24 protein-coding genes, 1 tRNA gene and 1 pseudogene are annotated in these 19,994 nt (G+C 62.6%); 14 read left to right on the forward strand and 12 right to left on the reverse strand.

Annotated elements, in window-relative coordinates:
• Positions 1-38 precede the first annotated feature (38 nt).
• Entirely contained in the window at positions 39-989 is a 951-nt protein-coding gene (locus AB8717_RS16635) for a hypothetical protein (protein ID WP_443748432.1), read from the forward strand.
• Here AB8717_RS16635 and AB8717_RS16640 read toward each other — a convergent pair.
• Both AB8717_RS16640 and AB8717_RS16645 read right to left on the reverse strand, forming a co-directional pair.
• A complete protein-coding gene (locus AB8717_RS16640) occupies positions 986-1,615 on the reverse strand; it encodes a glutathione S-transferase N-terminal domain-containing protein (protein ID WP_443748433.1) in 630 nt (209 codons plus the stop codon). The genes AB8717_RS16635 and AB8717_RS16640 overlap by 4 nt on opposite strands.
• A 52-nt stretch (positions 1,616-1,667) precedes the next feature.
• On the reverse strand, positions 1,668-2,132 hold the full coding sequence (locus tag AB8717_RS16645) for a DUF2269 family protein (RefSeq protein WP_443748434.1): 465 nt from the start codon (positions 2,130-2,132) through the stop codon (positions 1,668-1,670).
• 55 nt (positions 2,133-2,187) lie between these two features.
• On the opposite strand from AB8717_RS16645, the gene AB8717_RS16650 reads away from it, so the two are divergent.
• Together AB8717_RS16650 and AB8717_RS16655 are read left to right on the forward strand one after the other, a co-directional pair.
• Positions 2,188-2,817: a DUF4166 domain-containing protein gene (locus tag AB8717_RS16650; protein WP_443748435.1), complete on the forward strand. Its 630-nt coding sequence runs from the start codon at positions 2,188-2,190 to the stop codon at positions 2,815-2,817.
• Positions 2,810-3,886 (forward strand): saccharopine dehydrogenase family protein, encoded by a 1,077-nt coding sequence (locus AB8717_RS16655; RefSeq protein WP_443748436.1) that lies wholly within the window; start codon positions 2,810-2,812, stop codon positions 3,884-3,886. Before AB8717_RS16650 ends, AB8717_RS16655 begins: the two co-directional genes overlap by 8 nt.
• Positions 3,887-4,099: 213 nt before the next feature.
• Here AB8717_RS16655 and AB8717_RS16660 read toward each other — a convergent pair whose 3' ends face one another.
• The gene (locus AB8717_RS16660; RefSeq protein ID WP_443748437.1) at positions 4,100-4,627 is read right to left on the reverse strand and encodes a DUF1993 domain-containing protein; all 528 of its coding nucleotides are present in this window, start codon (positions 4,625-4,627) and stop codon (positions 4,100-4,102) included.
• A gap of 229 nt (positions 4,628-4,856) precedes the next feature.
• Here AB8717_RS16660 and AB8717_RS16665 point away from each other — a divergent pair, with 229 nt between their 5' ends.
• The 6 genes from AB8717_RS16665 (at position 4,857) to AB8717_RS16690 (ending at position 11,161) form a co-directional block, all read left to right on the forward strand.
• Positions 4,857-5,438: a YceI family protein gene (locus AB8717_RS16665; protein WP_443748438.1), complete on the forward strand. Its 582-nt coding sequence runs from the start codon at positions 4,857-4,859 to the stop codon at positions 5,436-5,438.
• Positions 5,439-5,488: 50 nt separating this feature from the next.
• Positions 5,489-6,055, forward strand: a complete 567-nt coding sequence (locus tag AB8717_RS16670) for a YceI family protein (protein ID WP_443748439.1) — start codon at positions 5,489-5,491, stop codon at positions 6,053-6,055.
• An 11-nt stretch (positions 6,056-6,066) separates the two neighbouring features.
• The gene (locus AB8717_RS16675) at positions 6,067-6,867 is read left to right on the forward strand and encodes a DODA-type extradiol aromatic ring-opening family dioxygenase (protein ID WP_443748440.1); all 801 of its coding nucleotides are present in this window, start codon (positions 6,067-6,069) and stop codon (positions 6,865-6,867) included.
• A 90-nt stretch (positions 6,868-6,957) separates the two neighbouring features.
• Entirely contained in the window at positions 6,958-7,644 is a 687-nt protein-coding gene (locus AB8717_RS16680) for a glutathione S-transferase (protein WP_443748441.1), read from the forward strand.
• A 108-nt stretch (positions 7,645-7,752) separates the two neighbouring features.
• The gene (locus AB8717_RS16685) at positions 7,753-9,798 is read left to right on the forward strand and encodes a glycoside hydrolase family 97 protein (protein WP_443748442.1); all 2,046 of its coding nucleotides are present in this window, start codon (positions 7,753-7,755) and stop codon (positions 9,796-9,798) included.
• A gap of 100 nt (positions 9,799-9,898) precedes the next feature.
• A complete protein-coding gene (locus AB8717_RS16690; RefSeq protein WP_443748443.1) occupies positions 9,899-11,161 on the forward strand; it encodes a multidrug effflux MFS transporter in 1,263 nt (420 codons plus the stop codon).
• Here AB8717_RS16690 and AB8717_RS16695 read toward each other — a convergent pair.
• From AB8717_RS16695 to AB8717_RS16725, 7 genes are all read right to left on the reverse strand, one after another.
• Complete coding sequence (locus tag AB8717_RS16695; RefSeq protein ID WP_443748444.1) at positions 11,158-11,550, reverse strand: metallopeptidase family protein; 393 nt, start codon at positions 11,548-11,550, stop codon at positions 11,158-11,160. The two genes, AB8717_RS16690 and AB8717_RS16695, sit on opposite strands and share 4 nt — an antisense overlap.
• Positions 11,550-11,726 carry a hypothetical protein gene (locus tag AB8717_RS16700; protein WP_443748445.1) on the reverse strand — a complete coding sequence of 59 codons (177 nt, stop codon included), beginning with the start codon at positions 11,724-11,726 and terminating at the stop codon, positions 11,550-11,552. Before AB8717_RS16700 ends, AB8717_RS16695 begins: the two co-directional genes overlap by 1 nt.
• On the reverse strand, positions 11,719-12,297 hold the full coding sequence (locus tag AB8717_RS16705) for a zeta toxin family protein (RefSeq protein WP_443748446.1): 579 nt from the start codon (positions 12,295-12,297) through the stop codon (positions 11,719-11,721). The genes AB8717_RS16700 and AB8717_RS16705 overlap by 8 nt, the downstream gene beginning before the upstream one ends.
• A 6-nt stretch (positions 12,298-12,303) precedes the next feature.
• The gene (locus tag AB8717_RS16710) at positions 12,304-13,122 is read right to left on the reverse strand and encodes an enoyl-ACP reductase FabI (protein ID WP_443748447.1); all 819 of its coding nucleotides are present in this window, start codon (positions 13,120-13,122) and stop codon (positions 12,304-12,306) included.
• A 91-nt stretch (positions 13,123-13,213) separates the two neighbouring features.
• Positions 13,214-14,437, reverse strand: coding sequence for a beta-ketoacyl-ACP synthase I (gene fabB, locus AB8717_RS16715; RefSeq protein WP_443748448.1), 1,224 nt, complete (start codon positions 14,435-14,437; stop codon positions 13,214-13,216).
• 93 nt (positions 14,438-14,530) lie between these two features.
• Positions 14,531-15,049, reverse strand: coding sequence for a 3-hydroxyacyl-[acyl-carrier-protein] dehydratase FabA (gene fabA, locus AB8717_RS16720; protein ID WP_443748449.1), 519 nt, complete (start codon positions 15,047-15,049; stop codon positions 14,531-14,533).
• A 339-nt stretch (positions 15,050-15,388) separates the two neighbouring features.
• Positions 15,389-15,880, reverse strand: coding sequence for an SH3 domain-containing protein (locus AB8717_RS16725; RefSeq protein ID WP_443748450.1), 492 nt, complete (start codon positions 15,878-15,880; stop codon positions 15,389-15,391).
• Between the two features lie 229 nt (positions 15,881-16,109).
• On the opposite strand from AB8717_RS16725, the gene AB8717_RS16730 reads away from it, so the two are divergent.
• Together AB8717_RS16730 and AB8717_RS16735 are read left to right on the forward strand one after the other, a co-directional pair.
• Positions 16,110-17,093, forward strand: coding sequence for a 2-hydroxyacid dehydrogenase (locus AB8717_RS16730; RefSeq protein WP_443748451.1), 984 nt, complete (start codon positions 16,110-16,112; stop codon positions 17,091-17,093).
• Between the two features lie 104 nt (positions 17,094-17,197).
• A tRNA-Gly gene (locus AB8717_RS16735) sits at positions 17,198-17,272 on the forward strand.
• Positions 17,273-17,368: 96 nt separating this feature from the next.
• Here AB8717_RS16735 and AB8717_RS16740 read toward each other — a convergent pair.
• Positions 17,369-17,602: a hypothetical protein gene (locus AB8717_RS16740; RefSeq protein WP_443748452.1), complete on the reverse strand. Its 234-nt coding sequence runs from the start codon at positions 17,600-17,602 to the stop codon at positions 17,369-17,371.
• A 157-nt stretch (positions 17,603-17,759) separates the two neighbouring features.
• A complete protein-coding gene (locus AB8717_RS16745) occupies positions 17,760-18,053 on the reverse strand; it encodes an RcnB family protein (protein WP_443748453.1) in 294 nt (97 codons plus the stop codon).
• Between the two features lie 120 nt (positions 18,054-18,173).
• Between AB8717_RS16745 and AB8717_RS16750 the strand changes: the two are divergent.
• The 3 genes and pseudogenes from AB8717_RS16750 to pal all read left to right on the forward strand — a co-directional run.
• Positions 18,174-18,608 (forward strand): annotated as a pseudogene (locus AB8717_RS16750) (DUF535 family protein); the annotation flags it as partial.
• Positions 18,609-18,712: 104 nt separating this feature from the next.
• Positions 18,713-19,180: a DUF535 family protein gene (locus AB8717_RS16755; protein ID WP_443748454.1), complete on the forward strand. Its 468-nt coding sequence runs from the start codon at positions 18,713-18,715 to the stop codon at positions 19,178-19,180.
• 260 nt (positions 19,181-19,440) lie between these two features.
• Positions 19,441-19,992, forward strand: coding sequence for a peptidoglycan-associated lipoprotein Pal (gene pal / locus AB8717_RS16760; RefSeq protein WP_443750913.1), 552 nt, complete (start codon positions 19,441-19,443; stop codon positions 19,990-19,992).
• Positions 19,993-19,994 lie beyond the last annotated feature (2 nt).

Genomic DNA, 19,994 nt, shown 5'->3' on the forward strand with positions numbered 1-19,994 from the left:
CGGAAAGGATGGTAAACGAATCGGAAACGGGGACGGGCATGATGAAATTGTCGCCTTTATGCGCTGGCCTGACAGCGCTGGTGCTGCTGGCAGGCTGCGGAGACCGCAAGCCCGCGCCCGACAGTGCGTCCGGCGGGAGCGACGCCCCGGGCGTGGTCGACGGCGCTTTTCTGCCACACGAAGGCGACGTGACGTCTGCCGCCGTGTCGGCATCCGCAGCCGCCTCGGATTCGGCCAGCGCCGATCCGGGTGATCCTGTGCGCGTGAACGCGGAACGCCAGACCGAAGCACCGCATCTCAAGGCCGACGCGGCCATCGCTTCGCGCCAGGGCGACGTGCTGACGATCCGCATCAACGGCCAGCCGGCCGCGCGCTTTACGGACCAGCGCAACCTCTATTGCGAGGGCAGCGACACGTGCAGTATCTGGACCTATGCCGGAACGGTCGTCGTCGGCGACGGACACGGCGGCAAGCAGACCCTGCCCGCAGTCTATCAGGACAATGGTGAAGGCAGTGGCGCCGTGATCATAGAACGCACCGGCAAGCTGACCTGGTTCGGCAATATGCCCATGCCGTCACCCGATGGCCGGTTCCTGGCGGCGGAGCCCGACGAAACCTATGACGGCGCCCGCTTGCAAATTACCGACTGGTTCAGCCCCGGCCACCAGACGACAGTGACCTTCGACGGCGATCCCTGCACGCCGGTGCGCTGGACGACCGCGACGACCTTGACGGCCGACTGCGGCAGCGAAGACGGCACGACGAAGCGAAAACCGGCGACGGTGACCAAAGATCATGGTCACTGGCGGCTGGTCGAGGTCGTCGCTCCGGCGATACCGCGCAAGGGCAGGATCAAGGCGAAACCGCAACAGACCAAAATCATCGACGGCAAGACCGACGTCCTCGACTCGCCCCAGCAACGCGCCGACGCGGACGCCTACGATCGCACGGCGGGCTATCTTCGCCTGGCCCTGCCGGATGGACCCTAGGGGAGTAACATTCCCTTCTGGACCGCCGGACGCTGGCCGACATTGTCCAGCCATGACAGCACGAACGGGCGCTTTTGCAGCAGCGGTTCGATCTCGTCCTTTACGCGCACGCGGTACTGGGCGATCCACGGATAGATAGCCATGTCGGCGATCGAATAGTCGTCGTAACCGACGTGCGCCGACTCCGACAGGCGCTTGTCGAGCACGCCCAGGAGCCGGTCGGCCTCCTTGCGGTAACGGTCCTGGCCCACGGGATTGGGCTCCGGCGCCGAAAGGGTGAACCAGCCCAGCTGGCCGAACATCGGTCCCAGACCGCCCATCTGCCACATCAGCCATTGCAGCGTGCTATAGCGGTTGGCGCCCGATCCGGGCAGGAAACGGCCGTACTTGTCGGCAAGATAGATCAGGATGGCGCCGGATTCGAAGAGCGGCAGCGGCCCGCCGTCGGCGTCTTCGTCGATGATGGCCGGAATCTTGTTGTTGGGCGAAATCTTGAGGTATTCGGGATCGAACTGCTCATCCTTGCCGATATTGACCGGGTGGATGCGGTATTCGACGCCCAGCTCCTCAAGCATGATGGTGGCCTTGCGGCCGTTGGGCGTGCCCCAGGTGTACAGCGTAATCATGATCGATCCCTCTCTCGGATACCCCTGAGAGATAGGCCGAACGCCCCGCTATTCAACCGGGCGTGAAGACCATCAGCCAGAAAATCACCACGACCGCCGGAAAGGCCAGGCAGCCCAAGCCGATCCACCACCGGTCATAGGTCCAGTAAAGCGCAGGCAGGGGCAGGTCTTCGTCAAGCGCCGCTTCCGCCAGCCGCTTCATCCTGATCTGGATCCACACCACCGGCAGCCAGCACAGGCCGGCAAGGACATAGAGCACAAGCGCGGCGACCAGCCACGGCGCGCCCAGATGATAGCCCGCGGCGTGCACCATGTAGAGACCGGACAAGGGCTGGAAGATCACCGCCGGCGTGGTGAACAGCCAGTCGGCCAGGACGACAGTGCGGCAGGCGAAAACGATGGCCGGAAGACTGCGCGACCGGTTGGCCACGAACATCCAGAAGGCGCTGCCAATGCCGGTGCCGAACAGCACGGTCGAGGACAGGATATGCAGCCATTTGACAATCAGATAGGCCATTGTCCCCGCCCCGCTTCGTGATACGAACGCGTACGTGGTAATCCTTTGAAGACTCATGAGCAATCCCCCGACCTTCGCGCCTGTTTTCGGTGAACCATGGGCCGACATGCCGCCCGCGCTCAGGCTGCACTACGCCAACCGGCCGTTCTGCCGTGACCGCATCACGGTCGAAGGCAAATTGACGGTGCGCATGGGCGCCTTGATGCGGCTCTTCGCGCCGCTCTTCGGCTGGCTTGGCATGCTGACACCGCACGAGGGCGATAACATTCCCTGCACCGTGCACTTCATCAGCGAACCGGAGTCCAACGCCTTTATCTTCGAGCGCTGGTTCGATTTTCCCGGGAAAAAACCTTTCTGCTTCCGCTCGCGCCTGGTGCCGAAGCAGGACCACGAGGTCGTCGAATATATGCGGTGCGGCGTGGGATGGCGCTGCACCTATCAGTTCGAGGGCGGCAAGGTATGGCTCAGGCACAAGGGCTACCTGCTGAGTGTCTTCGGCCGCGACATTCCGCTGCCGCGCGTCGGCGATATCCTGCTCGGCCGCGGCGAGGCCTGGGAGGAGGCCACCGGCGAACGCGCGTTCCGCATGGCGATGAGCATGAAAGGCGGGGTGTTCGGGCTGGCCATGGCCTATGGCTATATGGGCGAGTTCACCGTGGTGCGCGAAGATATGGACGATGCATGAGGTCCTGATCCTCGGCGGTTATGGCAATTTCGGCAAGCGTATCGCCACGGCGCTCAGCCGCCACCGGGTGCCCTTGATCATCGCCGGCCGAAACCTGCAAAAGGCGGAAAGCCTGGCGTCGGAGCTGGCGAATGCCCGAAGCGCCGTCATCGACATCCACCAGGATTTCGCCGCGGCGCTTACCCGCGAAAAGCCTTCGGTCGTCGTCCATACCTGCGGCCCGTTCCAGGGCGCTGGCTATGAGGTGGCGCGCGCCTGTATTGCCGCCGGTGTCCACTATATCGACCTGGCCGACGCCCGCGACTTCGTCACCGGCTTTCAAAGCCTCGACGCGGACGCACGGTCGGCGGGCGTCACGGCGATAAGTGGCGCCAGCACCGTGCCCGGCCTGTCATCGGCGGTGATCGAGCGCTTCAGGCCGCAATTCGCCCGGCTCGACGCCATGGATTTCGGTATCGCGCCCGGACAGCGCGCCGAACGGGGCCTGGCCACCACGCAGGGCATATTGAGCTATGCCGGCCGGCGGCTGAAGCCCTTTGCCGGGCATCCAGATCCCTACGGTTGGCAGGACCTGCGGCGCCTGACACTGCCCGGCATGGGGACGCGCTGGCTGGCCAATTGCGATATCCCCGATCTCGACCTCCTGCCGGACGCCTACGGCCTGAAGAACATCCGCTTCGGCGCGGGACTTGAAGTCGGTGTGCTGCATTTCGGGCTGTGGGCCCTGGCCTGGAGCGTGCGGCTGGGCCTGCCGCTCGACCTCAAAGCCTTGGCCGGTCCCATGCTGGCCGTCAGCAACATCTTCGATCCCCTCGGCAGCGATATCGGCGGCATGTTCGTCGATCTTAGCGGGCTCGATCACGACGGCCGGCCGAAACGCGTGCGCTGGGCGATCGTCGCGGGGTCGGGCGACGGGCCGCAGATTCCCTGTGTCCCCGCGATCCTGCTGGCCAGACGGCTTTACGAAAAAGGCCCCGGCATTGCTGCCGGGGCCATGGCGTGCGTCGGCCTGATAAGGCTCGAAGACTATCTGGCCGAACTGGAACGCTTTGACATTAAAACGTTTTAGCCAATTTTGTACCTCCCCGTTCGGAACGAATGGGGAGGGGGACCGCCCGGAGCGTTAGCGTAGGGTGGTGGTGGGGTTTCTTGCTTTCTCTGAAAGGCCAGTGCCCCGAAAAATAAGCAAGACTCCCCTCCACCACATCTCCTTCGCCGTTGCTACGCAACAGCTCAGTCGTGCGGTCCCCTCCGCATCGCTTCGCGACGGGGAGATATAAGACTAGCCTTGCGGGCCCAGGAAGTCGGCCTTGCCGACCGGTACGCCCGAATGACGCAGGATCGCGTAGGCCGCCGTCGTATGGAAGAACAGGTTCGGCAGGGCGCGCGTCGTAAGGAAGGTCAGGCCCGTGAAATACGTCGAATTGCCGCGGAAGGTCAGCACGACTTCGCGCGTTTCGGCGCCATCGAACTGCTCCGGCTTGACGGATTTCACAAAGGCCAGCGTCTTGTCGATGCGGGCATAGAGTTCTTCAAAGGTCGCCTCGTTGTCCTCGTAGCTCGGGACCTCGATACCGGCCAGGCGCGCGGCGATGCCCTTGGCGGTGTCGGTCGCGATCTGGACCTGACGGACGAAGGGGAACATGTCGAGCGCCAGGCGCGCGTTGAGCACGACGGCCTGATCGACAGACTTCTCGGCGGCCCAGGACTCGGCCTTTTCGATGATGGCCCGCAGGTTGGTAAGAACGCGGACGCTGGCCGGAATGGCTGCCTGATACATGTCGAACTTGGTGATGGTGTCCTGGGACATGAGACCCTCTCAATCTTGAAAACCGCCCGTTTGTCGCGCGGCAGCCGATAGATAAGCGGCACGGTTACGGTTTGTAAGGGCGGCACAGGCCGGTCTTGCAAGATTTTTACAACTTCGTAAGACGCCCCCTCTTGAAACCCGTAACCGCAACTCTTATTGTTACGATTGTGGCGCCGGAAACCAATTCCGGCCGACACCGTATCTACCGTGAGCCAACAGGAACCGCCCCATGAAACCGATCTTCAAATCCGTCATCGCTGCCTCGGCCCTTGCCCTGTTCGCCAGCGCCTCCGCCTTCGCCGCCGATGTCTACAAGATCGAACCGAACCACAGCTCGGTCACCTTTCAGTACACACACTTCGGCTTCTCGCATCCGACCGGCAAGTTCATGAACGCGGTCGGCCAGGTCAATCTCGACAAGGCCGATCCGTCGAAGAGCTCGGTCGAGGTCAGCTTCGACATCGCCGGCGTCAATACCGGCGTGCCGGCGCTCGATGCCCACCTCAAGACGGCGGACTTCTTCGACGCCGCCAAGTTCCCGACCGCGACCTTCAAGTCGACCAAGGTCGAGGTGACGGGCAAGGACACTGCCAAGGTGACGGGCGACCTGACCATCCACGGCGTGACCAAGCCGGTGACGCTGGATGTCAAGCTCAACAAGCTCGACATGCATCCGATGATGAAGAAGGAAGACGCCGGCTTCACCGCCACGGCGACGATCAAGCGCAGCGATTTCGGCATGGGCGCCTATGTCCCGGCGGTCAGCGACCAGATCGATCTTTACATCGAAGCCGAAACCCTCAAGCAATAATCGGGTATAGAGGGGAAGACCTGTCTTCCCCTTTTTTCCGGAGCCCGATGATGTGGAAGCCGATCCTGCCCGCCCTGTTCATTCTGACAATGGCCGGACAGGCCGCCGCCGCGGACACCTACAAGCTGGAGCCGACCCACAGTTCGGCGACCTTCTTCTATCCGCATTTCGGCATGTCGCACCCGTCGGGCAAGATCATCGGCGCCACCGGCACCCTGGTTCTCGACACCGACCAGCCGGCCAACAGCACGATTACGGCCAGCCTGCCCATATCGGCTTTGACCACGGGCCTGCCGGACTTTGACAAGGACCTTAAGGGCCCCGACTATTTCGATGCCGCCCAGTTTCCGGCGGCGACCTTTACCTCGACAAAGGTCGAGGTCACCGGCGAAAATACCGCCAATGTCACCGGCGATCTGACGGTGCACGGGATGACGCAAAGCGTGGTATTGAGCGTCATCTTCAACAAGAAGGCGTTCAATCCGGCGCTGTTCAAGACGGGTGTCGGCTTTTCCGCCACCGCCCACGTCAGCCGCAAGGCGTTCGGCCTGTCCAAGCTCGAACCTTTTGTCGGCGACGATATCGACCTCGTGATTGAAGCCGAGGCCTACCCATAAGAGAGTTTGCCATGACCGACCGCCTCCCTACCGTTTTCATCCCGCACGGCGGCGGTCCCTTTCCTTACATGGAGTGGCGCCCCAGCGATATGTGGGCCGGACTCACCGCTTACCTGAAGCGCCTGCCGCAGGATATCGGCGCCACGCCCAAGGCCATATTGATCGTCTCGGCGCACTGGGAAGAGGCGGACTTCACCGTCCAGACCAAGCCGTCCCCTGCCCTCTTCTACGACTATTACGGCTTCCCGGAGAACACCTACCAGCTGAGCTGGCCGGCGCCCGGCGCCCCCGACGTGGCGGCACGCGTGATCGAACTGGCGAAGGCCGCCGGCATTGCGGTGCGCGAGGACAACAGCCGCGATTTCGACCACGGCGTCTTCATCCCCATGCTGCTGGCCTTCCCCGAAGCGCGCATTCCGACCGCCCAGCTGTCGTTGAAAAAGAGTCTCAGCCCCGCCGAGCACGTCGCATTGGGCAAGGCCCTGGTGCCTCTGCGCGACGAAGGCGTGCTGATCATCGGTTCGGGCATGAGCTTCCATTCTATCCCGGGCCTGATGGGCCGCGTGTCGGGCGTGGGCGAAGCGTCGCAGGCCTTCGACACTTGGCTGCAAGGCGCGGTCGATAGCGGCGCCGACGCCCTGACCGGATGGGCGGTGGCCCCCGGCGCGCGCGTAAGCCATCCGCGCGAGGAGCACCTGATCCCGCTGATGGTCGTGGCGGGCGCGGCCGGCGACGATGCAGGCCGCATGACCTGGCATCAGGACAGCCTCGGTCAGACGGGCATTGCCCTGTCGGCCTTTCAATATGGCTGACGATTTACGACGTCTGGCGGACAAACCCTCTCGCCATTTTATGTGACTCTTGGCATGACCGGGCCGTCATAAAGAGAGGAATGGCCTGCCATGTACGAACTGCATATCGCCAACAAGAACTATTCCTCGTGGTCGTTGCGTCTCTGGGCGCTGATGACGGCGCTGAACATTCCGTTCGACGAACGCATGCACTTCTTTCAGACCGGCGGCCAGCACGGCTTCGACAGCTTCTCGCCGTCGGCCATGGTGCCGTGCCTGGTCGACGGCGAAACGACCGTGTGGGACTCGCTGGCCATCGCCGAATATCTTTATGAAAGCCACCCCGCGGTCTGGCCGGCGGCAAAGACCGCCCGCGCCTATGCCCGTTCGGCGGCGGCGGAGATGCATTCGGGCTTTTCGACCCTGCGCACGATCTGCTCGATGACGGTCGGCCAGCGCATCAAGCTCAACGACACCCCCCCGGCGCTGATCCGCGACCTGTCCCGCCTCGACGCCCTGTGGAACCACGGCTTCAGCCACTTCGGCGGGCCGTTCCTGGCCGGCGACGCCTTCACGGCCGCCGACGCCTTCTTTGCGCCCGTCGCCTTCCGCGTCCAGACCTATGGCCTGGGCTTCGAGCTGTCGGAAACGGCGCGCGCCTATGTCGACCGGTTGCTGGCCCACCCGGCACTGGTCAAGTGGTACGACGAGGCCTTGACGGAGAAGGAACGCGACGCCAATCACGAAGCCAATCAAGCGCGCGTCGGCACGGTGATCGAGGATCTGCGCGCAGCTTAGCGGTTGCTTTTATAATAATACAAATTAAAATTGGAATTCGAGCCGGTATCAAACCGGCCGCCGATTCGCCCTGCGCGTGCGGACCAAGATAATGATTGGGGAGACACCATGCCGAAGTCCATTCTGGCCAGCGCCAGCCTTGCCGTACTCGCCGCCGGCCTGTGTGCCGGGGCAGCCCACGCCGATGTGCACGTAACCTCTCCCAATGGCCGCGTGGCGCTGGATGTCGCAACCGACGGCCCGGGTGCCCCGACCTACGCCGTCTCGGTCGACGGCAAGGCGATCATCACGCCCTCGCCGCTGGGCATCGACCTCGACATTGGCAGCATCGCAAGCGGTCCGGCCAAGTTTGTCAGCCACAATGGCGCATCTGTCGACAGTACCTTCGACCTGGTCGTCGGCAAGACGAAGACCGCCACCGACCGGTACAATCAGGCCGATCTCGCCTTCGAAGCCGACGGCAAGGTTTCGCACTTCAACCTTATCTTCCGCGTCTATGACGACGGCGTCGCCTTCCGCTACGCCATCCCGCAGCAAGCCGGCATCAGCGATTTCAAGGTTCGCGGCGAAAATACCCAGTTCAACTTTCCTGCCGACTACGACTGCTGGGGCGCCATTATCGGCCATTTCGACTCGAGCTTCGAGGCCGAATACGACCAGGTAAAAGCGTCGAAACTGCACGACTTCCACGTCGTCATGGATCCGCTGGTCTGCAAGGCCGGCACCGGCCAAACGACCTTCGCCATCGCCGAGTCCGACGTGAAGGACTATCCGGGCATGTATCTGGCCGGCCGCGGCGACGGCGGACTGGGCGTGCATACGCTTCTGCCCCCGCGCTTCGACACCAGCCGCGATGTGCGCTCGCGCAGCAATGTCGTCGCGAAAGAGACGCTTGGCGCCGATGGCTTCAAGACGCCGTGGCGCGTGATCATGATCGGTGACACGCCGGGCCAGCTCACGCAATCAACATTGATTTCGGCCCTGGCCACGCCGTCCGTGCTCAAGGACACCAGCTGGATCAAGCCCGCCAAGACGGCCTGGGACTGGTGGAACAACTGGACGGTCGATATCCCGAACGCCGGCATCAATACCGCGACATACAAGGCCTATGTCGATTTCTCGGCCTCGATGAAGCTCGACGACATCCTGATCGACGAAGGCTGGTCGGTGGGCTCCAGCATCGAGCCCAATCCCAATGCTGACATCACCAAGCCGATCCCGGCGCTCGACATGCCGGAACTGCTGAAATACGCCAGGTCCAAGGGCGTCGGCGTCTGGGTCTGGGTGCAGTGGCAGCAGCTCGACAATCAGATGGACCAGGCCTTCGCCGCCTATGAGCAATGGGGCCTGAAGGGCATCAAGGTCGATTTCATGAACCGCAACGACCAGGAAATGGTCGACTGGTATCACAAGGTCCTCTCGAAGGCCGCCGAACACCACCTGATGGTCGACCTGCACGGCGCCTATCCGCCCAACGGCCTGAACCGCACCTATCCCAACTACATCACGCAGGAAGGCGTGCTGGGCGCCGAGAACAACAAGTGGAGCGCGCGCATCACGGCGACGCACAACGTCACCCTGCCCTTCACGCGCATGATCCTGGGGCCGATGGACTATACGCCGGGCGGCTTCCGTTCGCTGACGCCGGCCGAGTTCGCGGCGAAACAACGCTATAGCGCCCCCTACGTCCAGACGACGCGCGGCCAGGCGATCGCCATGTACGTCGTCTACGATTCGCCGTTCCAGATGGTGTCGGACAGCCCGTCGGCCTATCATAACGCCGACGGATCGTGGGCCGACGGCGCCCAGTTCATTGCCCAGGTCCCGACGACCTGGGACGAGACCCGCGTGCTCCAGGGCGATATCGGCCAGTATATCGTCACCGCCCGCCGCTCGGGCGACACCTGGTATGTCGGCGCCATGGGCAACGAACAGGGCCGGACCGTGACAGTGCCCCTGAGCTTCCTGAAGGCGGGCTCGTATTCGGCGCACGTCTACCAGGACGGCGCCGACGTCAACCACCTCGCAGTGACCGATACCGGCGTCGATGCCGGTCAAAGCCTGACCTTGCAACTGGCGCCGTCGGGCGGCGCGGTGGCGGTGCTCACGCCTCAGGCGCCGGCGAAGGCGGGTAAGGCAAAGAAGCGGAAGTAAAAGGTTCCTCCTCCCCATGCTTTGCATGGGGAGGAGAGCTACCGTGTTTTTTATTTTCCTTATCGCAATGCAGCGAAAATCGGCCTATGACCGGCACGTTATGTCCGCTTCCCCTGCCACAGCCAGCCAGCCTCAGCCCGGCTTCGTCGAATTCGTCGTCCTGATCGCATCGATGATGGCCATGGGGGCGCTTGGCATCGACGCCATGCTACCGGCCCTGCCCGCCATCGGACACGACCTCCATGTCCAGGTCGAAAACCACCAGCAATGGATCGTCGCCTTCTATTTTGCCGGCATGGGCGTGGGCCAGCTGGCCATGGGCGTGCTCAGCGACTGGCTGGGGCGCAAGCGCGTGCTGCTGACGGGCATTGTCCTCTATGTCATCCTCGGCCTTATCGCTGCCGTTGTAAACGATTTCGCCCTGCTGATCTTCATCAGGCTGATCCAGGGCTGTTCGGCATCGACCTCGACCGTGGTGACACGCTCGATCGTGCGTGACCTCTATGTCGGCCCGCGCATGGCCCAGGTCATGTCGATGAGCTACGTCGTCTTCCTGCTGGTGCCGATCATGGCGCCCAGCCTGGGTCAGGTCATCCTTCTGTTTGCGCCGTGGCGCGCCATTTTCGCCTTCATGTCGCTGTTCGGCGCCGTCGTCGGGCTGTGGGCCTGGCTGCGCCTGCCGGAAACGCACACGGCCGAGAAACGCCGCCGCCCGGATGTCGCCCACCTGAAGCGCGTTGCCTATTTCGTCACGACCGAGCCGTCGTCACTGGTCTATACGCTGGGCATCGCGGTGCTGGTGGGAGCGCTGCTAGCCTACGTCTCGCTGATGCCGCAGATGTTCCGCGACGTCTTTCGCTCCCCCGGCATGATGGCGCCGGTCTTCGCCATCTGCGCCGGCACCATGGCGGTGGCGTCGATGATCAATGCGACCCTGGTCGAACGCATCGGCCTGAAGCGCATCTCGCATTCGGCGCTGACCGCCTTTATCTGCGTGACGGTTATTCACCTCTTGTGGGCCGCCACGGGGCACGAGACGCTGATCAGCTTCGTGATCCTGCAAAGCCTGACCATGGGCTTCCAGAGCCTGACGACGTCGAACTTCTCGGCGATCGCCATGGAAAAGGTCGGCCATGTCGCCGGCACCGCCGCCTCTCTGCAGGGATTCACCACCACGGTGGGCGGCGCCATCATCTCGGCCATGATCGGCCAGGGCTGGACCGGCCATATCATGTTGTTGCCGCTGGGCGCCTGCATCTGCGGGGTCATTGCCTACGGCCTGGTCTTCGTCGGCGAAAAGGGCAAGATGTACCGCAATTCCGGTCCGGCCGACCCGTCGCAGGTCTTCCAGGTCCACGACTAGCTTTTAAGCTGCTCTTCCAGCCATTCCATGTCGTCGTCGGACAGGCCGAAATGGTGGCCGGTCTCGTGGATAACGATGTGCACGACCAGGTCTTCCAGCGTCACCCCGCCATCGGCCCATTCGTCGAGGATCGGGCGGCGGAACAGATGGATCATCGGCGGCAGGTCGCCGGTCATGGCTTCGAGTTCGGCCGGACGCCCCGTATAGAGCCCGGTCAACTCGAAGGCGTCCTCGATGCCGAGCTGATCCAGCATCTCTTCCGACGGAAAGTCCTCGACGATCAGCACCACGTCCTTGAGATAGGTCGCGAACGGCTCAGGCAGGCGCGTCAGGGCGTCACGCGCCAGCGTTTCCATATCATCGAGCGAGGGCGCCGCGCCGATGGGCATTATTCGGCGGCGGAATCGACGGAATTTTCGGGATAGATTTTCACGGGCTGACCGTTCGCGTCGGCCACAACCCAGTACTGGCCCAAGCGGCGCTTGTGGTCGATGGCTTCGCTGACGGCAGATTGCAAGGCGGCAAACGCTTCATCGGACTTTTTGGTCATTTCGTCGTCAGTCATCCGACACATCCGCAAGCTTCAACAGCCAGTCATAAAGATCGCCATCGTGAACGATGACTCGGGGCCCGAACTGGTCAAAAATTTGAACAGGCCCGTCGCCATCGTTCAGATACACATGGCACTCATCGACCGCCATTCTATAGGAATCCAGAAGGTTCCGCAAACTGCGTGGAAAACGGCGTTCGATATCAGCTGCCGGGATATTGTGACCGCCGTGCGATACCCGCTCGGCAACCCGGGTTTTTGAAACGCCTACGCTCGGTAAGACGAGGTAGTAAAGCTCCACACCCCAACCTTCGGCGCGCAGCCTTTGTATAAGCCTAAGATAGCTTCGCCCGGACAGGGTGGTTTCAATCGCGAAGTCCTCGCGCGTGGCAATCCGGGCTTCAACCTCATGCAGGAAGAGTCGCCCAGCCGCAGCGGCCTGCCGTTCGGGGTGAAACGGTGACAGCCCCGAAGCAATCATATCGGCATTGATAAAGGTATCAACGCCGACACGACGCAAGTATTTGAGGGCGAAGGTCGTCTTCCCCGCCCCGTTCGGTCCCGCAATGATCAGGCAGCGCGGCATGGCGCCTTACAGTTCCACGTCCTCCGGCAGGCCCACCACGTGGAAGCCGGCGTCGACGTGGATGACTTCGCCCGTCGTCGAGAAGCCGAGGTCCGACGCCAGCCACAGGGCACAGCCCGCCACGCCTTCCATCGAGGTCTCCTGCTTCATCAGCGAGAACTGGCCGCTCTTCGAATGCAGGGCGCGGCCGCCCGAGATGCCGGCCAGGCTGAGCGTACGCATGGCGCCGGCCGAAATGGCGTTGGCGCGGATGCCCTTGGGGCCCAGGTCGCGGGCGATGTAGCGCGTCGAGGCTTCGAGCGCGGCCTTGGCCACACCCATGGTGTTGTAGTTCGGGATGACGCGCTCGGCGCCGAGATAGGTCAGCGTCACCAGCGAGCCGCCGTTCGGCATCAGCTCGGCAGCGCGGCGCGACACGTCGACAAAGGAAAAGGCCGACACGTTCATGGCCATCAGGAAGCCGTCGCGCGTGGTGTTTTCGACAAAGCTGCCCTGCAGCTCGTTCTTGTTGGCGAAGGCGATCGAATGGATGACGAAGTCGATCTCGCCGTAGATCTCCTTCAGTTTGGCGAAGGCAGCGTCCATCGATGCATCGTTGGTCACGTCGCATTCGATCAGGTGCTTTACACCGACCGAATTGGCCAGCGGCTCGACGCGGCGCAGCAGGCTTTCGCCCATGTAGGAAAAGGCCATGTCAGCGCCCTGCGCGGCCAACTGGCTGGCAATGCCCCAGGCGATCGACTTGTCATTGGCGATGCCCATGACAAGGCCCTTCTTGCCCTTCATCAGTTCGCCCTTGGGGAACACCCAGCCGTCTTCAGCCATGACTCTTATCCTCGTGAATTGGTCGCGAGGTTTGAGCAAATATCGCGGGAAATGGCAAGACGTTATGAAAAAGGCGGCTTTTCAGCCGCCTTTAGAGGTCCGCCCGGGACAGAATCAGCGTGCCGTTGGTGCCGCCGAAGCCGAACGAGTTCGACATCACGGTTTCCAGAGGGCCGTCGTGACGCTTGCGCAGGATCGGCATGCCTTCGAAGGCAGGATCGAGGTTGTCGATGTGCGCGCTTTCGGCGGCAAAGCCGTTCTGCATCATCAGCAGGCAGTAGATCGCTTCCTGCGCCCCCGCGGCGCCCAGGCTGTGGCCGGTCAGCGACTTGGTCGACGAGATCAGCGGCATGTCGTGGCCGAAGACGTTGCGCACGGCTTCCATTTCCTTGGCGTCGCCGACCGGCGTCGAGGTCCCGTGCGGATTGAGGTAGGCGATGCGGCGGTTGCCGGCCGTGCGCATGGCCAGCTTCATGCAGCGTTCCGCGCCCTCGCCCGACGGCGCGACCATGTCATAGCCATCGGAATTGGCGGCATAGCCGACGATTTCCGCCAGGATGTTGGCGCCGCGCGCACGGGCGCGTTCGTACTCTTCCAGGATCACCATGCCGGCGCCGCCGGCGATGACGAAGCCGTCGCGGTCGCGGTCATAGGCGCGCGAAGCGACCGACGGCGTGGCGTTGAAGTTGGACGACATGGCGCCCATGGCGTCGAACAGGTCCGACAGCGTCCAGTCGAGCTCTTCCGTGCCGCCGGCGAACATCAGGTCCTGCTTGCCCATCATGATCTGTTCGGCGGCCGCGCCGATGCAGTGCACCGAGGTCGCGCAGGCCGAGCTGATCGAATAGTTGAGGCCCTTGATCTCGAACCAGGTAGCCAGCGTCGCCGACGGGCCCGACGACATGGCTTTCGGCACGGCGAACGGCCCGATGCGCTTGGGCGAACCCTTTTCGCGGGTCGTGTCCGCGGCCTCGACGATGGCTCGCGTCGACGGCCCGCCCGAGCCGAACAGGATGCCGCTCATTTCGTTCGAGATATCGGACTTTTCGAGACCCGCGGACGCGATCGCCTGTTCCATGGCGATATGGCCATAGGCGGTGCCGGGCGCCAGGAAGCGCGCCGCGCGGCGATCGACCAGCTGCGTCCAGTCGCCGATCTTCGGCGGCGCATGGACCTGGCATTTGAAGCCGTGGGCCTGATAGTCCTCGGCGAAGACCACGCCGGAACGGGCATCGCGCAGCGAAGCCGTAACTTCCTCCGCGCCTGTGCCGATCGACGACACAATCCCAAGACCTGTCACCACCACTCTACGCATGCTTTATCCTAATCTGGCTCCGGTTCCGGATTCGGCCATATGACCTGGCCGTGTTACGTTTCCCCCGTATTGGCCTTTCAGGCCTTGGAGGACTTACCCCAGGTCCTTGGCGTCGAACAGGCCGACGCGCAGGCCCGATGCCTGATAGATGGGCTTGCCATCGGCTTCGACAACCCCGTCGGCAATGCCCATGATCAGTTTGCCCGACATGACGCGCTTCATATCGATCTTGTACACGACCTTCTTCACGTTAGGCGTCACCTGGCCGGTGAACTTCACTTCGCCGACGCCGAGCGCGCGGCCGCGGCCGGGATTGCCGCGCCAGCCGAGATAGAAACCGACCAGCTGCCACATGGCGTCAAGGCCCAGGCAGCCCGGCATGACGGGATCGCCGATGAAGTGGCAGGCGAAGAACCAGAGCTCGGGATTAATGTCGAGTTCCGCCTCGATATAGCCCTTCTGGTGCGCACCGCCGGTCTCGTTGATTTCGACGATGCGGTCGAACATCAGCATCGGCGGCGCCGGCAGCTGGGCATTGCCTTCGCCGAACATTTCACCGCGCCCGCAGGCCAGAAGGGCTTCGTAATCGAGGGACGAGGGACGCTCGGTCATGGACGTATCGGGGCTCCGCAGCACAAAAAGGCCGTCTTAACAAAAGACGAGATGCGTTACACGAGCCCGCGCAAGCGCTCAATGTTTTTTTGACATGTGGGAAAAAGCGGCAGCATCGGAGGTGGCCCTCCAATTTATGGGGTGAGCGAGGCGAAAGTATAGCTTTCGCCCGCGAAGGGACCGTCGAAGGCGGTGCGAGGGGCTTTTCCTTTGGAAGACAAAGAATACAGTTTCACTGATATTTGCTTAGGCTTCGACATCTGCGCGCGCGTTACGATCGCACCCCGCCCACCACGCTTCGGAGGCCGGGCCAAAGAAAAACAAGCCTGTCGTCTAAAGTTAATTCCCTGCAAACAGGTTCGGGCGCTGACACACCGGCGTCGTCTGCATGCCCCATAGCCCCCGCACGGGCACCCAGCCGGACGCGCCGCCGACCGAGACCTTGCACCAGTCCTTCTTGCACTTGCCGAGTTGCGCCATGGCGCGCGGCTTGAGATAGGCCGTGACGGGCGCGTTATCGGCGGGCGACAGGCGCATTTCCAGCCGCTGCCCCTCATTGCCGTTGATCACTGTCTTCTGCGACTGCAACATGGTCTTGCTGACCCAGGCGGCACCGCCCGACGGATCGCATATCAACCGCCAGTCATGGGTTTCCGAAATGATCTGCACCGGCAGGCCGGCAACCTTGTAGGTCCACTTGACCGGATTGTCCTTCGACGGGCCGTTGCGGGCATAGACCTCGTTCTTGCGCAGCATGGCCCAGCGCGGCACCGGCAGCTTCGATGGGGTGTCGTATTCCGGCGTTTCGGCCCGCGAAGGCTGCGCAACCACAAGCAAAGCCAGCGCTGTCAAAGCGCCAAGGCATGCAAAAGCCCTTGACCGCGCTGCCGGGGCCATGGAAAAGGCAAGCACTTGAGCTCTGGTTGCAGGGGTCGGCATGCTGAACGGTACACAGTATCGGGAGGACATCTGATGATTCTGCCCCAAAGGGTTCAGATTTGGTTAACAAGACCCTAATTTATCCGTATTCGCGCCGATCGGGCGCACTCAAGGGCATTTGATGAGCGCAAAACTCAAGGTCGTCCTCACCGTCAAGCTGCCCGACTCCGTCGAGACGCGGATGCGTGAGCTGTTCAACACGACTCTGTGGTACACCCTGTCGCAGATGCCGCGCGACCAGCTGTTCGCCGCCGCCAAGACCGCCGACGTGCTGGTTACCTCGATCAACGACCGCCTGGACGCAGACTTCTTCTCGGAGTGCGGCGAGCAATTGAAGATGGTCGCGAATTTCGGCGTCGGCTACGATCACATCGACGTCGTGACCGGGGCGGACAAGGGCATCATCATCACCAACACTCCAGGTGTCTTGACCGAAGACACCGCGGAAATGACCATGGGCCTGATCATGGCCGTGTCGCGCCGCTTCGTCGAAGGCGCCGAAATCGTCCAGAAGGGCGAATTCTCGGCCTGGTCGCCGACCTTCATGCTGGGCCGCCGCATCTTCGGCAAGCGTCTGGGCATCGTCGGCATGGGCCGTATCGGCCAGGCCCTGGCCAGGCGCGCCCGCGCCTTTGGCATGAGCGTCCACTATCATAACCGCAAGCCCGTCTCGGCGCGCATCAGCGACGACCTGCAGGCGACCTACTGGGACGATCTGGATCAAATGTTATCCCGCGTCGACGTGGTGTCGATCAATGCGCCCGGCGGCCCGGGCACGCACCACCTGCTCAATGCCGAACGCCTCTCGAAGCTTCAGCCGCACGCCATCCTGGTCAATACGGCGCGCGGCCAGATCGTCGACGAACAGGCCCTGGCGGCCATGCTGCGCGAAAAGCGCATCGCCGGCGTCGGCCTCGATGTCTATGAACGCGAGCCCGCGATCAATCCGGAACTGATCGGCCTGCCGAACGCCATCCTGCTGCCGCACATGGCGTCGTCGACCGTCGAGGCGCGCACCGACATGGGCGACCGTGTGATTTTGAACGTTAAGACCTTCCAGGACGGCCACCGCCCGCCCGATCGCGTCATCCCCGCGATGTTATAAAAGTTTTTCACAGGTTTTGCCGAAAAGGCCCTTGCAAAGCTTTCGGGCTTCGATCTATAAGGCGCCCCTCTCCGGCAGACATCTTCTGCAGATGATTGAAATGAGCGGGCGTAGCTCAGCGGTAGAGCGCCACCTTGCCAAGGTGGATGTCGAGAGTTCGATCCTCTTCGCCCGCTCCAATCCCTTCCTTGAAACATGAAATTCCAGGCGATGGGCTTGGTGCGCCTGTCGAACTGCGCCGGCATGATGGATGGCAGGCGATGGACTATTGCCCCTTAGACGCCCAGCATCTGGCGTAGCGTGTTGAATTCACCCAACTTGACCTCGTAGGCCTCGAAAGCGGTCTTGTAGCCGTCGGTATGGGACAACCCCATGCCCGCCAGCAGGTTGACCTTTTCGGCTGCCATCCGCAACTGGTCCTGGATCAGCATGAAGCGCACGCTCAACGTCGCAGGATCAGCCGTCATGGCTGGCGAAGCGTGATCGCCGGTATGCGAAGGCTCGGACAAGACGACATCTCCCGTAAAGATACATTGGGATCCATATCCTCTTGATACCTGTAGCCGGTTACAGCGGCGTTAACACATATAAATACTTTCCAACGACCGTGCGAAAACCATCGCGCCGGCGTAAAAAAGGCGCCTCCCGGGGGCGCCTCTCTCGTTTTCAGTGGCTGTTGAGAATGATCGACGCGATCACTCCGCTCGCCACAGCGGCCAGCACATAGCGGCCGTCGACCTGGCGCCATTCATAGCCGCGCGGCGGCGCACGCAGGTGATGGGCGCGGTAATCGACGTGCTGGCCGCGGTCCCAGTCGGAGCGGGCGACATAACCGCCGCGGCGCCAGTCGGAATGGTCGTGCCAGCCATGATGCGGCTTGGCCATCGCCGAGGTCCCGGTGAAAAGTACGGTAGACGCCAGCGCGCATAAGGCGGCCGCCGAAGTAAGCGTGCGTGTCATGAAAAATTCCTTTGCACAAATTTATGTCGGCCCGGCGCCAGCACCGTAGGGACTGCGCAGGTGAAAGCGAAATAGGACGGTCCCCGCAAAAAAGTTTCCGGCCGGTAAGTTACGGGTCGAATGTTTCAGCCGTGTCATAGACATGGGGAGGCGTTCGACGGCGCCTGCAATAAAAACGAGACAGTTCAGTATGTTGCCGCATTTTGTGCGTTCGCTCAACCGTGTCCGGGCCGAACATGCCTGAAGAAGACCAAGCGGTTCGTGACCAGCTTTATCCAGCACCTGCCGCATTCGGCGCGCTGGCTGGACTATGTCCACGATCTCTACGGTCACCATCTGGGCAGCGAACCGGAAATCGACATGGTGCGCTCGAAATTCGTGCGCGGCTACCACTCGAAGCGCCTGTCGCCGGGCAAACGCTTCGCCATGCTGACGGCGCACTACGGCGTGCTGGAGTGCCACTTCCAGCGTCCGGTCGTTGTCGCGCTGCTCAAGGGCCAAGGCCTGTCGCTGGCCAGCATTCGCGGCAAGGATGAGACGGCCTACGATATCGTCGTACAGCGCCACGAGCGCTACCGCTTCGAAGGCGAACTGACGCTGATCCTCCAGGAGGCGGCGACGCCCTCACCTTCAACCTGGCCCTGTCGCCGCGCCACGACGTGCAGATCCGCATTGCCGGCTTGCAGGGCCCGGCCGGCGAGGACGCCAAGCAGGCCGTGGTCGGCGCCACGCGCAATATGTGGGGCGCCCGCCCCAAGGGCGTCGTGCTCGATGCCCTCTATGCCCTGGCCGAGGTGCTGGAATGCCGCGATATCCAGGCCGTCCAGACGCACAACCATCCGCTCAAGGACATCAACCATCTGATCGTCGCCGACAATGACGGCTTCTGGGCGGAAATCGCGACGGCGCGCACCATTCATGGCGATTTCATCCTGCCGGCGCGGTTACCCGTGCGGTCGCTGGAGGCCGTGCCAGCCAAGAAGCGCAAGGACTGGCTGGCGCGGCAAGCCCTCAAGGCCGGGCTCAGGCGCGGCGTGCAGGCCGAGTTATTCGCCTGGCTGCGCTATGGCGCCGCACCTTTCCGCAACGATAATAATGACGATGCTATCGCGGTCGCGGCAGAATAATAAATTCGCAATTACGTTATTGCGTAACAGATTATAGCGTTAACATCTTATCCAATCACGACAACATGACACCATTGTGAACGTGTATAACGCAGTTATAAGTAAGCGTTTGATGCCGAAATCGTTTCAATAAACTTCGGTTCATCTGGCGTTCATCCAGGATTTCGTACCGCCATATTGAACACCGGCATAAACAGAGTGCCAACGGCCGTTGGCCGCTGTTCGATTTACCGAAAACAAGCAGGATACAAAAACCGATGATGCCGAAAACTGCCCTTCGCCTTGCCGCCTCCCTGATGGTCCTGGGCTCGCTTGCGGCTTGTGCCAGCAAGCCCAAACCCGAAGCCCCCGTCGCCGCCGCCCCGGTCCAGGCGCCGCCGCCGGCCACGACGCCGGCCCCCACCTCGCCGGTCGCTACCGCGCCGGCGCCCGGCATCCGTCCGGGTTCGTCGCAAGACTTCGTCGTCAATGTCGGCGACCGCGTCTATTTCGATGTCGACCAGTCCGGCATCCGGGGCGATGCCCAATCGATTCTGGCGGCCCAGGCCGAGTGGCTGAAGCGCTATCCGGCGGTGAAGGTGCGCATCGAAGGCAATTGCGACGAACGCGGCACGCGCGAATACAATTTCGCGCTGGGCGCTCGCCGCGCCCAGGCCGCCGTCGACTTCCTGGTCAGCCACGGCGTGACGCCCGGCCGCATCACCTCGATCTCGTACGGCAAGGAACAGCCGCTGGATAACGGCGACGGTGACGACGCCTGGGCGAAGAACCGCAATGCCCACACGGCGCTGGTCGAAGGCGCGTCGCAATAGGC

Source organism: Asticcacaulis solisilvae (assembly GCF_052327315.1).
In the GTDB taxonomy this organism is placed as follows: Bacteria; Pseudomonadota; Alphaproteobacteria; order Caulobacterales; family Caulobacteraceae; genus Asticcacaulis; species Asticcacaulis solisilvae_B.